10 protein-coding genes and 2 pseudogenes are annotated in these 14,515 nt (G+C 61.4%); 4 read left to right on the top strand and 8 right to left on the bottom strand.

Features of this window, described 5'->3' with window-relative positions:
• Positions 1 to 40 precede the first annotated feature (40 nt).
• Positions 41 to 229, bottom strand: a complete 189-nt coding sequence (locus tag AWB79_RS17875) for a CsbD family protein (protein WP_061168765.1) — start codon at positions 227 to 229, stop codon at positions 41 to 43.
• Positions 230 to 496: 267 nt separating this feature from the next.
• On the opposite strand from AWB79_RS17875, the gene AWB79_RS17870 reads away from it, so the two are divergent.
• Positions 497 to 853, top strand: coding sequence for a DUF2471 family protein (locus AWB79_RS17870; protein ID WP_061168764.1), 357 nt, complete (start codon positions 497 to 499; stop codon positions 851 to 853).
• A gap of 107 nt (positions 854 to 960) precedes the next feature.
• On the opposite strand, the gene AWB79_RS17865 is transcribed toward AWB79_RS17870, so the two are convergent.
• Complete coding sequence (locus AWB79_RS17865; RefSeq protein WP_061168763.1) at positions 961 to 2,385, bottom strand: DUF2252 domain-containing protein; 1,425 nt, start codon at positions 2,383 to 2,385, stop codon at positions 961 to 963.
• Between the two features lie 184 nt (positions 2,386 to 2,569).
• Between AWB79_RS17865 and AWB79_RS17860 the strand changes: the two genes are divergently transcribed.
• Positions 2,570 to 3,610, top strand: coding sequence for a tyrosine-type recombinase/integrase (locus AWB79_RS17860; protein ID WP_061168882.1), 1,041 nt, complete (start codon positions 2,570 to 2,572; stop codon positions 3,608 to 3,610).
• A 25-nt stretch (positions 3,611 to 3,635) separates the two neighbouring features.
• Here the strand turns inward: AWB79_RS17860 and AWB79_RS17855 are convergent, their stop codons facing one another.
• Positions 3,636 to 4,835 (bottom strand): DNA-binding protein, encoded by a 1,200-nt coding sequence (locus AWB79_RS17855; protein WP_061168762.1) that lies wholly within the window; start codon positions 4,833 to 4,835, stop codon positions 3,636 to 3,638.
• Positions 4,836 to 6,584: 1,749 nt separating this feature from the next.
• Here AWB79_RS17855 and AWB79_RS17850 point away from each other — a divergent pair.
• Positions 6,585 to 7,946 (top strand): replication initiation protein, encoded by a 1,362-nt coding sequence (locus AWB79_RS17850; RefSeq protein ID WP_061168761.1) that lies wholly within the window; start codon positions 6,585 to 6,587, stop codon positions 7,944 to 7,946.
• An 83-nt stretch (positions 7,947 to 8,029) separates the two neighbouring features.
• On the opposite strand, the pseudogene AWB79_RS17845 reads toward AWB79_RS17850, so the two are convergent.
• The 3 genes and pseudogenes from AWB79_RS17845 to parA all read right to left on the bottom strand — a co-directional run.
• Positions 8,030 to 8,911: pseudogene (locus AWB79_RS17845) on the bottom strand (ParB/RepB/Spo0J family partition protein); the annotation flags it as partial.
• A gap of 77 nt (positions 8,912 to 8,988) precedes the next feature.
• Positions 8,989 to 9,094 (bottom strand): annotated as a pseudogene (locus AWB79_RS41055) (ParB/RepB/Spo0J family partition protein); the annotation flags it as partial.
• A 24-nt stretch (positions 9,095 to 9,118) separates the two neighbouring features.
• Positions 9,119 to 9,781: a ParA family partition ATPase gene (gene parA, locus AWB79_RS17840; protein WP_061168759.1), complete on the bottom strand. Its 663-nt coding sequence runs from the start codon at positions 9,779 to 9,781 to the stop codon at positions 9,119 to 9,121.
• A gap of 584 nt (positions 9,782 to 10,365) precedes the next feature.
• Here parA and AWB79_RS17835 point away from each other — a divergent pair.
• A complete protein-coding gene (locus AWB79_RS17835) occupies positions 10,366 to 12,798 on the top strand; it encodes a bifunctional acetate--CoA ligase family protein/GNAT family N-acetyltransferase (RefSeq protein ID WP_061168881.1) in 2,433 nt (810 codons plus the stop codon).
• Between the two features lie 13 nt (positions 12,799 to 12,811).
• Here AWB79_RS17835 and AWB79_RS17830 read toward each other — a convergent pair whose 3' ends face one another.
• Complete coding sequence (locus AWB79_RS17830; RefSeq protein ID WP_061168758.1) at positions 12,812 to 13,357, bottom strand: hypothetical protein; 546 nt, start codon at positions 13,355 to 13,357, stop codon at positions 12,812 to 12,814.
• A 93-nt stretch (positions 13,358 to 13,450) separates the two neighbouring features.
• The gene (locus tag AWB79_RS17825) at positions 13,451 to 14,239 is read right to left on the bottom strand and encodes an IclR family transcriptional regulator (RefSeq protein ID WP_096031559.1); all 789 of its coding nucleotides are present in this window, start codon (positions 14,237 to 14,239) and stop codon (positions 13,451 to 13,453) included.
• Positions 14,240 to 14,515 lie beyond the last annotated feature (276 nt).

Genomic DNA, 14,515 nt, shown 5'->3' with positions numbered 1-14,515 from the left:
CTCCATCACGACGCCGAGATCCCGCAGAAGTCGCCTTCGCTTACGGGTTCTTCTTGACGCTGTCCTTCAGATCTTCGCGCGCATCTCCCACGCCCTTCTGAACCTTGCCTGCAGCCTGCTGCATGTCGCCCTTGGCTTCCTGGGCCTTGTCGCCGGTCATCTTTCCGACGCCCTCGTTGATCTTTCCCTTGACCTGCTTGCCAACGCCTTCGACTTGATCCTTGTTCATCTCGGTTCTCCCGTGGTTTGCAGCGCGATGAGCCGCGCAGCGTGCTCGAATTCGCGCAGAAATCGGTGTTTTGCGCGCTGCTTGGAACCTCTCCCAAGCACGCTTCCACGATGCGCTTCGTTGGCCAGCACGCATAGCGGCGCATGTCTGAAACGCACGTAGGCGGAATCGCACATACACCCGAAACGACTAGCGAGACGCTATTTTCATTGCAACAAGTACTGTATGTTTGTACAGTACTATAAGACCAGCTGGAAGGGGTGAGACATGGAGTCGAACGGCGAAAATCTAAGCAGAAGGCAGTTTGGCCGCGCAGTGCGCGACCTCGAACGCATCACACGACAGATCGCGGGGCGTTATATCGACAAGGGCGTGCCGCTTACGTGGCGCTTGCTGCATGCAATCGAAGCTGAGGCCGTCGCGGACCTTGGTTTCGCTGGACGGCATGAAGCGGCGCTGCGCGAATTGTTCGCGCGACCCGATAACTTTCATTTCCCTGAAACCGACGACGTAGTCGACGTCGCTTCCTCCGACGCCTTGCCCGCCGTCTTCGCCTTCGCCGTGGACGCCTATGAGCGCGCCGCGCGACACGGCCGACCGCAGCTCACCATCGCCGCGCACTGACATTGCCGCACCCGGCACGCGGCCAGACCCGCGTGCCTCATCTGGTCGCGCATCGCTTCGTCCCCGTCTGTTCATCTCGCATCAGTGCTCGACAGTGGGGCTCAACCTCAGGACCCAAAGTCCGCTGCCATGTCCACATCCGAGCGCGCTTCCAGCTTGCCAGCGCGACACGCAACGCGAAATGTCTCGTAATCCCTTTCCACCTGATCCGCGTAGGCCCGGCCGTAGCGCACCAGTACCTCGGCCATGCGATCGCTATTTCCGAGATAACCCGAGATCTCCGGCGCACAGCCGCCCGACTTGGCATGCGCGCGAGCCAGCGCCCAACCGCAAAGTGAAGCGTATTCGCGAAACGCGTCGCCACTCAGACTTTCGAGTTCGGCGGAAATCTTCATGTCGCGGAGTTGACGGATGTAGAGCGCGCGCCCAAGCGGGCCCGTTGCCCAGCCGAGAAACGGATCGGTGGCCGCCTGCATCAGGCGTTGCCCGTGAACGACGCGCTGACCATCGTGTTCGATACGGTCCGCGCCCCTGACCCGCTTCGCATAGCGCGCGACCACCGACGTCGATGCCTCCTTCATCTGCAGGAACAGCGGCTTGTCGTGAGGGTCAGTGAGCAGCAGAACAAGACAGCGCGTGCCGACACTGCCCACGCCGACCACCTTGAACGCAACGTCCTGCAGTTCGAACTGCGACAGGAGCGCCGCGCGCTCGGGCGTGAGTGTCGCGACGTAGTTGTGCATCAGCGCCGCAAAAATTTCCTCGCGGCTGCCTTTCATCGTCATCCAGCCGTCGTCTCGGTCGATCAGCGTGCTCGTGCCGCGAATGTGGAACACGGCCGGCGGCGCATCGCGAATACGCCACGTCTGGCCGTTCCGATCCGCGACTTTCGGCAGCATCGTCTCGTGCGTCCGGCGCGACGCGCGTTCGATGCCGCGCTTGATGCGCCGCCGCGCGTCTTCGCTCTGCACCGTCTCAGACATACGCTCGAAGGTGATCCGCTCATACCAGAGATCGAGCACGCTCATCTCGGCGTATTCGCGCATGCGCGACTGGTAGCTGCGCGCGGCGAGAAACGCGAACTCATCGGCGGCAAGATCGCCGTGACCGAGATTGCGCCCGGCAATCGTGAAACTCGCGACGAGCCGCTTCACGTCCCACTCCCAGGGACCGGGCGCGGTTTCATCGAAATCGTTGAGATCGAAAATGAGCGCGCGCTCCGGCGTCGCAAAGCCGCCGAAGTTCGAAAGATGACAGTCGCCGCAGATCTGGATCGAGATGCCGCTGTCTGGCGCACCGGCCAGATCGTGCGCCTGAAGGATCGCGCTGCCGCGATAGAACGTGAACGGCGATACCAGCATGCGTCCATAGCGCAACGGAATCAGTGCTTTGACGCGGCCTTTGCTGCTCGCCCGCAGCAGTTCGACGGGATCGCGATCGACATCGCCCATCGTCTCGTGCGAGCCACGTGGCGTGCGTTCGCGCGCGGCGCGTCCGCTCGCGCGGCGTTCCTGCCAGGATTGCTGAGCCATCGTTCACTCCTTTGTTCTCGCACTCCGGCGCGGAAGGATGCCATGTACAGGACAGTAGACGAGGAATCGCACATCGGGCAAGACAGTCATCGACACTTGGGCTTACACCCGTGCTTGACGTATGCGTCTCGAAGCACGACCCTGTGCGCAGTGCAATACAGCGCGACGCGCGCCTTCCGACACCATGCCGAACACCTCCGATCTCTTCGACCAACAACGCGCGGACTGGGAAGCTGACCCGCGCGCGGCCTTCGATGCGTGGCTTGCACAGCAGGCGTTCCGGGCATCGTCGGCGGATGTCTATCGGGCGCAGTGGGGCAACTTTCTCGATTGGCTCACCGCGAAACGCGCGACGCTGCAAACGGTACAGCGTCCCGTCATCGAGCAGTTCGTCGCACAACTGGATATCCGCCGCACGCAGCGCATGCGCTATCTGCGGCTCATCGAACGCGTGCTGGATCATGTGCGCGAAGTGGAATCCGCGCCGACAAATCCGGCGCGCTTCATCGCCCAGGACGGCGATGCCGCGTGGCGCCGAGCGCGCGACAACGAGCCGACTGGCTTTCTCACGCACGACGAACGCGCGTTGCTGATCGCGCGGCTGTTCGCGCCGATCGGCGCGCTGCCCGCCGGACAGCGTTGGCGCGAGTGGCGCGATCGGGCGCTCGTCGCCGTGTTTCTCGGCGGCGGCGTGAAGACGGGCGAAGCGGCGCAGTTGACTGCCGATTGCTATGCGGCAGGCGCGCCTTACGTGACCGTGGATGCGTCCAATCCGTTGGTGATCCGGCAGGCGCGACTGGCGCCGTTTGCCGTCGAATTGCTTGATCGCTGGATCGTCGAGCGCAAGACAGCGGGCCTCGCGGGCGAGTTGCTGTTTCCCGCCGCACCCTCCGGACGCTCCATGCACAAGGCGACCATGCTGCGCGCGATCGACGCCGTCGTGGCCGCGTCAGGCATTGCCGCGTCGCGTGTCGCGCGGGCCAGTCCGCAAACGCTGCGCAACACCTATGCGGCGGAGCTGTTCGAAGACGGGACCGACCCGGACAGGGTCGGACAGTGGCTCGGCTTTCAGCAGACCGTGTCGGTTCACCGGCTGCATCGTGCGTGGCAGGAATGGATGGGTGAGCAAATACGGGAGCGTGACATGGCGCAAGCGCGCGCGGGCGGCACTCGGGATCCGGACTCGCGCATTCCGTTCGGCGATCCCGAAAACTCTCACCTTTGACGTCGGGCGGGCTTGGACGGGGGGCTCAGGAGGTCCGCTCGCGCGCTGAACTCAGAAATCCTTCGATGGCCGCAAGCTTCGACGACGTCGCACCCGACGTTCGCTCACAGCTAGGACAAGAGAGTTCGTACTCGTCTTCGTGACGCTGCAATTCCGGTTCGCCTTCCTCGCACGCCGGACACGCGACGGGCGTGGCGACGTGAGCGTCCACTTGCGTTCCCAGGCTCGCGATTTCCGCGGCGCTCAGGCGTCCTTGCGCTGCAAGCGATGCAATCAACGCCCCGGCCTCGGCGCTGACGCCGGACTGGACCCGATGCGCATCGCGCTCGCGCACGAGGGCATCGATCTCGTCGGACTGCGTGCGGACCTGCGATTCGAGCCGGTCCGCGCGATTTCTGGCTGTGCTAAGTTGTTGAATAAAATCGAATTCTTTCTGGCTCGCTTCACGAACGCCGGACTGGTAAGTGGCGGCCATGCCGCGCAAAGAATCGAGTTCGACGAGCATCGGCCGCACTCGCCGCTCGGCTTCCTTGACGGCATCCTTGATCTGTTGCGCGTAGTCTTCGGTGTTGTGACGCAGTTCGGTCTGCAACTCGTCGATGCGTTCGCGCAGGCCCGCGGCAGCCGATTGCTCCTGTTGCAGGCGCTGGGAAAGCGCTTCGTTCTCTTTTTCCCACCGCGCGATGACTTCGCGGAGACCCGCCTGGGCGTCCGATCCCTGGCTACGCAGTGTCCTCAGTTCGGCTTCCAGCGATGCAATATGGCTAGCGCCGGCGTCCGCTCGTGCCTCGGCGCGCTGAAGCGCCTCTTCAACTGCTCCGCGGCGAATTTCGGCATCGCGAACCTGCGCTTCGACAGCTTTCACGGAGGCGTCGATTTGGGCCTTATCGTCTGCAAGAGCGGCGCGAGCGTGTTGTTGGGCGTCATCGTATAAAGCTGCGAGCAATTCACCTGCGCGCTGCTGCAACGCTTCTGGTACCGGACCCGCGTCGACGCGAACGCGCAGCGCCGAACGCAAACCGGTCCAGAATGCTTCGATGTCCTTGGGAATATCGCTCGCGCTGCCTGTCTGCGTCAGTTCACGAACCGTCGTAACAGAAGGACGAACGCCCAAATCGAAGAAAAGTCGTTTGCAGGCATGCTGCGAAAGATCATGCCGACGAGCGCCGGCGTTTCGCATGGCATCGAGCTCGTGGCGCAGCGATTCGCGGATATCCTGGTTCATATCGAGCGTAAGATGAGCAGTTCAAATGTATCGATCATAACGTTTTACGTACGCGGCGTTACCTCATGCACCAAAATTGGTTGCCAATTGCCTTGATGACGTCGCTGGCGGCTCCTTTGCTCATCGCAAATTACACCGCGCAGGTGTTGTCGTGAAACATCCTGAAGTAATCGCGGCAAACGTATGATTTAGCACGTATTTTAGTCATCTTTACGATTTGCGTCGCTGTTTCACGGCTCGGCGTCCTTGCACTTGGTTTGCTTGTCGTACTTTTTGGAACCACAACGCTTCTTGAGAGTAATAGAAGTAAACACCGTTGAACCTTGTTAAAACAGTTAACGCCGCTGGAAACGCTTGCTGGATAAGGCTTTGCGGGCGCTTGGGTGAGACTCTGCGGGACCTTTGGTGAAGTTCTACGGGATAGATCGGTGATGAGCTTCGGGGTGTCCGGTGAGCAAAGGCAGGAAAGATCGTGAGCGGATTCGGGAACGCGTCGAAACTCCTCGGTGAGCGATTTCGGGAGACGGACTCCGCGCATCCATTTACTAGCCTGGAAGCGATTAGCGAGGGCGCATAAGGAAAGGTGAGACTTCTCGGGACGAGCCGAGAAGGGTATTCTGGGCGCTATAGAAGGTCATTTTTACCGATAAGTGAGGGTTTTCAGGAAGCAACGGTCGCGAAGGGTGAGCCTTTGCGGGTGAGCGGCCGCCTCCAGGCCTGAAAATCGCGCGTTCACGACCTAATGGTGAGGCTTTTCGGGACCGAAGAGTTGCTTCGGGATTCTCGGTCGCTCATTTTCCGGCTTGTGCTGACCGATTTTCGCACTTGAGATGCATTGAGGTGAGCCTTTACAGGAGAAAAAGCTCGCGGAAGATGCGAGGCGCGCAGGACCGACAGCTCGCATCGAGGGTGAGACGATACGGGAGCGAGTGTTATGTCCCGCGCGATGGTGAAGTCGAATTATTTTCGATCTTGGCACAAATTCTGTTTAAAAACAGTGGTTTGGATCGATATCAACGTGGACTGATAGCGCAAAGGTGAGAGCTTTCGGGAGGAGTTTTGCGGTCGCGGTAGAGGTCGATTGGTGGTAAGAAGTGAGTGTTTTCGGGAGTCGCATGCTCGGATTTGCACGAAGAAAGCGACTTAAATGCCTGGAATGCCGATGTTTTTACTACCGCTGACCGGAATGGTGAGACTTTGCGGGAACTAGTGGTTTGAGCGCAATCGGAGGTGTGAAAAAGTCGAGGGAAGAGCAAAGGTGAGTCTTTACGGGACGCAATGGCTGTCATGCTCCGACATAGTCGGGCTGTCCAGAAACCCAAAACGGTGCATTTCCCGCGTGAAGGTGAGAGTTTTCAGGATCGACCGCGCGCAAGGATCCAGACGTGAGCCTGCCAACGCCGCGAATTCGCACCTCTGTGGATTATTGGAGGCGCGGTTAGGTATAGATCCGGCCGTCTCCGACGCGCCACATCGCAGCGACGCGCTCCAAAAAAATTTGAGGTGAGCGTTTTCAGGACCCCCGCGCGCAGCTCAAAAACGGGCCGCAATCAAGCGCAATCCGTTTACCCGCGTGGACAGTGCATGCGTGAGGTCTGCGCAATCGGTGAGTGGTGAGCGTTTACGGGAGCGCACCGCAGTGAGCCTGAGCAACTCGTCCGTCTTCACCCCAAAACGGTGAAGATGCCCCTATAGACGCAGTTCACCCCAATCGGTATCCTTGCTCGCACTAACGAATCTGACCATGGAATGGCCACCAAGCGCGCAAAGAAGACCGACGTAGTCAGCCCGAGTTCGGCGGAGTTGCGCAAGGCAGTCGAGGCCATTGCGATTCAGCCCAAAAGCGGCAAGATTACGCTGCTCACCAGAAAGCTGTTCAACGTGTTGCTCGCGGTGGCGCAGCAGGCTGACGATTCCGGGGATACCTATCGCGCGCTGCTGTCGGACATCGTCGCGAACTCCGCATTCGATTCGAACGATACAGCACTGGTCAAAGAGCATCTGCGTCGGATGGTTTCGGTGCAGGTCGAGTGGAGCACCGGTACGTCGAGCCAGAAGCCCGGCCGGAAGTGGGGTATTTCGACACTCATCGCCGATGCCGAAATTCTCGAAGATCCGACCACGCGCCGTGTCTGGGTCGAATTTTCGTTTGCGCCCAAGATCAAGAAGAAGCTGCTCGACCCCGTGCAGTACGCGCGTCTAAGCCTGCAGTTCCAAAGTCAGTTACGCAGCAGTGCGGGACTTGCGCTCTACGAGATCTGCGTCCGCTACCTGACCAATCCCAGTCATTTGACGATGCGCGAGACTTGGGAGTGGTGGCGCCCGATTCTTTCCGGCACACCCGACACCGAAGCGGGCGACGAAGCGAAGCGCGAGTACAAGTACTTCAAGCGCGACTATCTGCGGCCGGCGATTGCCGAAGTGAACGCCGTCACCAACATTTTTGTGGAGTTGGTGGAGCATCGCGAGGGACGGCGGGTCGCGGAAATTCAGTTTCGCGTGACGGAGCGCAAGCAGCCAATGCTCGCGCTGGACGAACATCCGAATGTGTTCGACAGCACGCTTGTCGATCGGATGGTCAAGATCGGCATTCCGCTCAAGGATGCCCAGACGCTCTATGCGGACAGCGAGGAGAATCGCATCCGCGCCGCATTGCAGATGACGGAGCAGCGCATGCGCAGCACGTCCTTGCCGCCGGTGCGTAGCGCAGCGGCTTTGTTCAAGGACGCGCTCAAGAAGGGCTATGCACCGCCAGTCGAGACATTGGCGCCCGCAACGGCCGGCACTGCGCCGCGCGTCGCGGCGTCAGCCTCGGCGGCCGATGATCTGAAGGCTCGCTTGCTGAGTGAATTCTCCGCGTACCGCCGCAAGGAAGCGCGCGTGCTCTACGACGAGCAAGGTGAGGAAGAACGGGATCTGGCGCGCCAGTCTTTCGAGGAAGACGTCCTTCCGGGACTGGGCACTCACATGCGCGACGACTGGCGCAAGCGCGGGCTCGACTCGAAACTGGCTGAAACGTCCTTCTTCGACTGGCTTGCCCGCAAGACGTGGGGCGAGCCCACGGATGGCGATCTGCTCGCGTTCACGCTCAGCCAGTCCCGCGCCGGGTGAACGCCTGCGGCACCGCCGCAGCTTTCTCCCCCGACCGAGGCCACAGAGGGCGGCCTCCTCAAAAGCGGCGGCCATCCACTCGCTTATTTGATGCTCGAGTCGGACTGCAGCATCGTTTCGATCTGATGCAGCAGCTCGTCGCGCTTTTCCCGCGACAGGCCGCGCAGTCGCAATTCGAGACGGTCCTCCCCGTAAGACTTCAGGTCTCCGACCGCGACGCCATCCAGCTTGATCTCCAGCCGCTGCGCATAGCGCTGGCGTCCCGGCGCCTTCGGAGCTTCCTGCGCCGTGGCGCGTCCTTTGACGATGTCGGCCACCTGGCGGGTGCTCAGATCGTCGGACGTGATCTTGTTGATCAGTCGCAAGGTGGCGTCGCTGCCGCGAGCCGCGTGGTAGCGCGTGATCTGATAAGCCATGTTGGAGCCGAAACGGTCCGGCCTTGCCACCATCTCGTGCATGACGTTTTCGGGAAGCTTGGCGATCGAAAGCGCCACAGCGATCGTGGATTCGTCGAGACCGAGATGATCGGCGAGCTCCCGCTGGCTTTGGAAATGCCGCTCATCGAGGAAACGCCTCCAGACCACGGCATTGTCGAACACGGTCTGCGAGTCGCGCTGGACATTCAGGTCGTAGCCGAGCTTGTAGCTTTGAATTCCCACGGGCAGATCGACGACCACGGCTTTGACCGTTTCCTTGTTCGCCTCTTTGAGTGCCCGAACGCGACGACCGCCATCGCTCACAAAGAACGTTCCGGGATTCTCGTAATCGGGAATGACATGGATTGCCTGTTGCTGACCCTGCTTCGCGAGATTGACGGCCAGTTCAGCGATCGACGTCTTTAGATAGAAATGGCGCGGATTGAACGGGCTCGGCTTGATCGCTTTCAACGGCAACTCGATGACCTGTCCGTTCGAATAGCGATTAGCGCGCCTCCACGCCCGATACTCGTCGGATTCCGACCCCGCGACAGCGTCGGACGGTTCGTCGGCTACGAAAGCGCTCGAGCGTCCGTTCGCCGCGGCCTGCCCAACGTGCTGGATGTCGACGATACCGTCGATCGCGTTCAGTCGGTCGAGCGCCGTTCGTTTCTCGCTGCTCGTCGAATCAGGGCGGGCCTTGAAGCCCTTTGCAAACTGGGACGGTTTCATTCAGGGTCCTTTATGCGCATAAAGTCAGGGGAGCATGCCGAGGATTTCATCGGCGACGGCGCGAATCTCCGTCGCGGCGAGCCGCGAGCCACGGTCAGTCATCTGAAGCACGGTTTGCCCGAGTGCCATGGCCTGCTTGTAGCACTCGCGCGTGGGAATCTGCGTTTTCAGCAAAGGAAAGCCGAGCTCTTCTAGCGCGACCTTGAGCTCGCGCGTGAGCATGCGCTTCTCTTCTGTCTTGTTGAGCAGGAAGACGGCGCGGAGGTCTTCGTTCATCACCTGCGCTTGTTGGACGAGCTTGACGAGGCCGACGCTCGACCAATAATCGGCGGGCGATGATGACGTAGGGATTACCGCGACGCTTGCCGCCAGCAGCACGACTCCGGAGACTTTCTCGGTAATCGACGGCGGGCAATCTACGACGATGATGTCGTAGTCGTTGACGAACTTCTTGATTTCGCGGTGAATCTGTCCGCCCGCCTCTGAAAGATTGACGACGGGAAAAGGGATTCCGCTCGCGCCATCTGATGCAGCGCTCGACCAATGAACCAGTGTGTTCTGCCCATCCGCGTCGACTACCAGCACACGCTTCTTCTTCTCGTGAAAGGCCGCGCCAAGGTGCATCGCAATCGTGCTTTTGCCGACGCCGCCCTTCTGCTGCGTGATCGCTATGATTTCCGCCGCCACGTTTTACTCCGTGATTTTGAAGTTCGTTGAATTTTACATTGACGTAGTTATTTTTCCAGCGCAATTCAACATTAATTGGCTTCGTTGGCCATTCGGCTTAGGTTTATGCGCATAAAGTTCGTTGGCGCGCGCTTGATTGAGCACGTGGTTTGAGGCGAGCTGAAGTCTGAGGCTGGCAGCTCTCGCACTTTATGCGCATAAAGGCCGCTAGTGTTTGCACGCGGAGTTCCGACAGCGCGTCGACCGGCCTGAATGCCGGGAATTTTCGTTGTCTGATTCGACGCAACGAGCACAAGCGCGCCGAACGGCTCGATCAATCGCGCGCAAAAGCGCGCGGCCTTGATTTCGAAACACACGGTTCTAACCGATCTGAGCCTGACTTTATGCGCATAAAGCCCGGGCGGTCTTCTATCAAGCAATCCGCCGCTTCGAAAGCAACCTCGTCACCCCCGCTTTATGCGCATAAAGTCGAACCCTCATCTCTCACGACGTGAGCTGAGCTTCCCGGCGCCCACCGTCATCACCAGCAAAACAAAATCGCCTATCCTAAGCGCTCCTCCACTGCCGCTATGCCTGGAGTCGTCATGACCGTTCGCAACCTCGACATCCTGTTCGCGCCGAAGTCGATTGCAATCGTGGGCGCTTCGTCGCGCGCGGGAAGCATCGGCGCGATGGTATGGACGCGCGCCTTATGCGGGGAATTCTCGGGACCGATTTGGCCGGTCAATCCGAAATATCAGTCTCTCGGCGGAGAGTCGGTCTTCGCGGATGTGGATGCCTTGCCCGAAGCGCCGCAAGTGGCAGTGCTCTGCACGGCTGCCCATACTTGGCCGGGGTTGGTCGAACGTCTCGGCCAGCGCGGAACTAAAGCCGTGGTAATCGTGGGCGAAGCGGCGCAACGCAGCGCTTCAGGGCCCGCGGCCCAGCAGAAGACTCAGACATCACACACCAATGCCGACGAATGGACACTGCGCACGCTTGCCGCCGCACGGCCTCACCTGGTGCGCATCGTCGGGCCAGCCAGTCTGGGTGTCGTGACGCCCTCCATTGGCGCGTTCCTCGGTGCTCCCGCGTGCAGTGTGAAGTCCGGTGGCGTGGCCTGGGTATCCGGATCGAACGCGCTTACCAACGGTGTGCTTGGTTGGGCGCGTGCGCGTGGACTCGGCTTCTCAAGAATCGTCGCCCTCGGCGATGAGGCCGACGTCGACTCCGGCGATATTCTCGATTTCCTAGCGAGCGATCCTTCGACGCGCGCGATTTTGTTGGCCGTCGAAACGGTTCGTGCTGCTCGCAAGTTCATGTCGGCCGCGCGAGCCGCCGCGCGAAACAAGCCAGTTCTCGTGCTACGCACCGGCCGGGATGATCCCTTCGATCGCCTGTACGGCGCCGCCTTTCGCCGCGCGGGACTGGTTCGCGTCGATTCCCTCGACGACCTGCTCGACGAAATCGAAACGCTTGGCATCGGTCGCGTTGCCGCGAGCGATGTCGCCACCGTCATCACGAGTGATCGCGGAGTCGCGGCGCTCGCGCAGGATGCGTTTGCATCCGCAGGTGACGAACTCGCCCCATGGCCCGCCGCCGCGCGCGACGCCGTGGCCGCCGCACTACCCCGCGCCCACGCGGGCAATCCGCTTTTGCTCGGCGACGATGCGACAGCCGCCGATTTCGGCACTGCGCTCGAAGCGCTCGCGTCGTATCGCGAAACCGGCACCGTCTTCGTGGTGCACGCTCCCACGCATAGCGCGCCCGTCGCCGAAGTCGCGCGCACGCTGATCGCCGAGCGGCGCCACGCGTATCGCGGATTGCTCGCGTGCTTTTTCGGCTGCGTCGATTCCGCGACGCGCGACGAATTGCACGCTAACGGCATTCCAGTGCATACGACGCCGCATCGGCTGGCACGCGGCTTCGCGCGTCTCGTCGATTTCCGACAAGGCCGTGAGTTGCTGATGCAAACCCCCGACGGTCTGCCCGCCGAACTTCCTGAGGACATCGATGCCGCGCATGGCGAGATCCGCATCGCGCTCGACAACGGCATCGGCGAATTGAACGGCGAACGCGCGGTGCGGGTGCTCTCCCGCTTCGGCATTGCTGTGAAACCCGGACCGACGGATGCGCCGACGAGCGACGCCGTCGAAATCCAGACGCGTCTGCTCAATCATCGCGTGTTCGGCCCGGTGTTCGAGTTCAGGGCCGAGGGCGCGCTCGGCCTCGCCGACGCGCTTCACGAGTTCGCGCTCCCGCCGCTCAATCCGATACTTGCGCGCGACCTCGTCATGCGTTCGCCGCGCTCGCGCGAACTGCCGGCCGAGATGCTGCTGAATACGCTGACGGCGCTGTCGCAGCTCGTTTGCTATATCGAGGAAATAGTCGCGCTGCGGCTCGTGCTGCGCGTGACGCGCGATTCAGTCGCCGTGCACGAGCCGCAACTCACACTAGGCGCGCATCGCAAGCCGCTTGCGATCGTGCCGTATCCGCGCTGCCTGGAAGAGACGCTCGACTGGCGCGGCATGCGCGTGACCGTGCGGCCGATCCGTCCGGAGGACGAGGACGCACATGCGCATTTCGTCGCCGCGAATACGGCCGAGGATTTGCGTCTGCGATTCTTCGGCGCGGTGCGCAGCTTCGATCATTCGCAACTCGCGCGCATGACGCAGATCGATTACGACCGCGAGATGGCGCTGATCGTCACACGGGCGAACGGCGAGGGCGTGGACGAGACGCTCGGCGTCGCGCGAGCGATCGCCGATCCCGACAACGAGACAGCCGAGTTCGCTGTCGCGGCGCGCTCGGACATGAAAGGGAAGGGCTTGGGATCGTTGTTGCTGTCGCGCATCATCGAATACGCGAGAAAGCGCGGGACGCGCTGGATCGTCGGCGAAGCGCTGCGCGAGAATTCCGGCATGATCGCGCTGGCGCGCAACAGCGGCTTCGAGTTGACGAAGACCGAAGACCCGGGGGTCGTCGGCTTCAGAATGCGGCTGTGCGATGCGCCGTCACAGCCGCGCGCGACGAGTTGACTGGTCGCGCCGATCAGGCCGCGAGTTTCGCGAGCGCGTCGTCGATCTGGGCACGCGTGAGTGACAACTCATCGAGCAATGTTTCGGCATACGAACTTCCGGTTTCCTTCTCGAGCCGGGCGATCGTCAATGCGCAGCGCGACGTGTCTCTCGGCGTCGCGATGAACGGTTTCACCGATTGGCCCGCCGCGAACGCCTCGAAGAGCGGCACGCGAATTTCCTCGGGCAGCGCGCGCGAGGTCCACTGATACGGCTTGCCGTTGTGCGTCAGTTGCGGCGGCAGCGTGCGCTCCTTCTTGGCGGCGGGGATCAGGCCGAAGGTGCGCGCCGCGTCGCCGATCTGCTCGGCCGAGAAAAGCTCGTCGGGCGTGATGTCGAATTGCGCGATATACGCTTCGATCGTCTGCATCGCCGCCGCGCGGTCGTCGCGCTTCTTTTGCGCGTGCGCGACGATCTCCCGCAGCTCGTCCGCTTCATCGGACGTGATCGTGAAGTTCGCCTGTTTTTGCTGGAGTTCGGAAAAGCGCAGGAATTCGGAATCGGAAAGAAGTTTCGCCATCAGGAATACGTCAGTGTGAGCACGGCGGCGCGTCGTCGCGGCGCGCCACCATTTTGAGAGGGCCGCCATTCTAACGCGCGATGCCCATGCCGTTCAGTCGTGCATCATCGAAAGTGATGCCGCGGTCTCCCTTAGCAGCGCGGTGACATCGTCGATCGACGGGGCAATGTACTCGTCGATGCGCCGCATGTACGGACAGGTGAGGGCGGCGATCGCCTGTCCCGATGGCCCGAGTAGCGGAAATGTCACGTCCGTCACGCCGAAGGTCTGCTGACTGTCCTTCTGTGAATAACCGACATCACGAATCTGCCGATAATCCGTGTCGACCATCGCGCGATCCAGCGCGACTTCGCCCTTGACCTTCGTGTGCTCGGCGAGCATGTGCCCACGCTGTTCGTCCGTCTGGAAGGCGAGCAGCACGCGCCCGGAGCCGGTATCGATCAACCCGACGCGCGAGCCGAGTCGCACCGAGATGCCCCACGCTCCCGGCCCATCCACCTGCGCGATGACAAGCAGATTGCCGCGATCGTAGACCGCGAGATGCACAGATTGCTCGGCTGCATCGGCGAATCGCTGCATCACCGGCAGCGCCTCGGCAATCAGCCGGTTCATCGGCGGATGACGATGCGCGAGCGCGTAAAGCTTAAGGCTCAGCGAATAACGGTCGCCTTCGGGCGAGCGCATGACGTATTGCCGCGCGACGAGCCGCTCCAGCATCCGGTACATCTCGCTTGCGTTTCGCCCGAGCATTTTCGTGATCTCCGCGCGCGTGAGCCCCGATTTCTGCTCAGACAGCAATTCGAGAATATCGAGTCCTTTGTCGAGCGCGGGCGCGCGGTAGCGGTCAGCGTCGCCGTCAGCATCGATAGCATCGGGGGCCATTCTCGGTCTAGGTCGATTCATGTTGGGGCCACGCGAGTGTAAGTCTTCCGACAGGCGCGCGCGATCGACGGCCTGTCGCGGCAATCCACGGCAGGTCGCGTCACGCGCGGTTCTTGACTTCGTTTTGTGCGTATATGAATAATACGTTCGCTGATGGATGAATCGAAAGACCAGACGCTGGAAAAGCTGAAAACTTTCACGCTGATCTCGATGAGGTTCGAGCGGGTCGAATCCGCGCGTTTGCCCGTCAGCACGGGACGCGCTAGTGTTGCGGCT

It is taken from the genome of Caballeronia hypogeia (assembly GCF_001544875.2).
GTDB classification, from domain to species: Bacteria; Pseudomonadota; Gammaproteobacteria; order Burkholderiales; family Burkholderiaceae; genus Caballeronia; species Caballeronia hypogeia.
The sequence above is the reverse complement of the archived record's forward strand: the minus strand, read 5'-3'. Positions and strand labels throughout refer to the sequence as shown.

What these genes read in the sequence shown, in the direction of transcription:
- AWB79_RS17875 (WP_061168765.1), bottom strand. Translation starts at nt 229, where the DNA reads ATGAACAAGGATCAAGTCGAAGGCGTTGGCAAGCAGGTCAAGGGAAAG.
- AWB79_RS17870 (WP_061168764.1), top strand. Translation starts at nt 497, where the DNA reads ATGGAGTCGAACGGCGAAAATCTAAGCAGAAGGCAGTTTGGCCGCGCA.
- AWB79_RS17865 (WP_061168763.1), bottom strand. Translation starts at nt 2,385, where the DNA reads ATGGCTCAGCAATCCTGGCAGGAACGCCGCGCGAGCGGACGCGCCGCG.
- AWB79_RS17860 (WP_061168882.1), top strand. Translation starts at nt 2,570, where the DNA reads ATGCCGAACACCTCCGATCTCTTCGACCAACAACGCGCGGACTGGGAA.
- AWB79_RS17855 (WP_061168762.1), bottom strand. Translation starts at nt 4,835, where the DNA reads ATGAACCAGGATATCCGCGAATCGCTGCGCCACGAGCTCGATGCCATG.
- AWB79_RS17850 (WP_061168761.1), top strand. Translation starts at nt 6,585, where the DNA reads ATGGCCACCAAGCGCGCAAAGAAGACCGACGTAGTCAGCCCGAGTTCG.
- AWB79_RS17835 (WP_061168881.1), top strand. Translation starts at nt 10,366, where the DNA reads ATGACCGTTCGCAACCTCGACATCCTGTTCGCGCCGAAGTCGATTGCA.
- AWB79_RS17830 (WP_061168758.1), bottom strand. Translation starts at nt 13,357, where the DNA reads ATGGCGAAACTTCTTTCCGATTCCGAATTCCTGCGCTTTTCCGAACTC.
- AWB79_RS17825 (WP_096031559.1), bottom strand. Translation starts at nt 14,239, where the DNA reads ATGGCCCCCGATGCTATCGATGCTGACGGCGACGCTGACCGCTACCGC.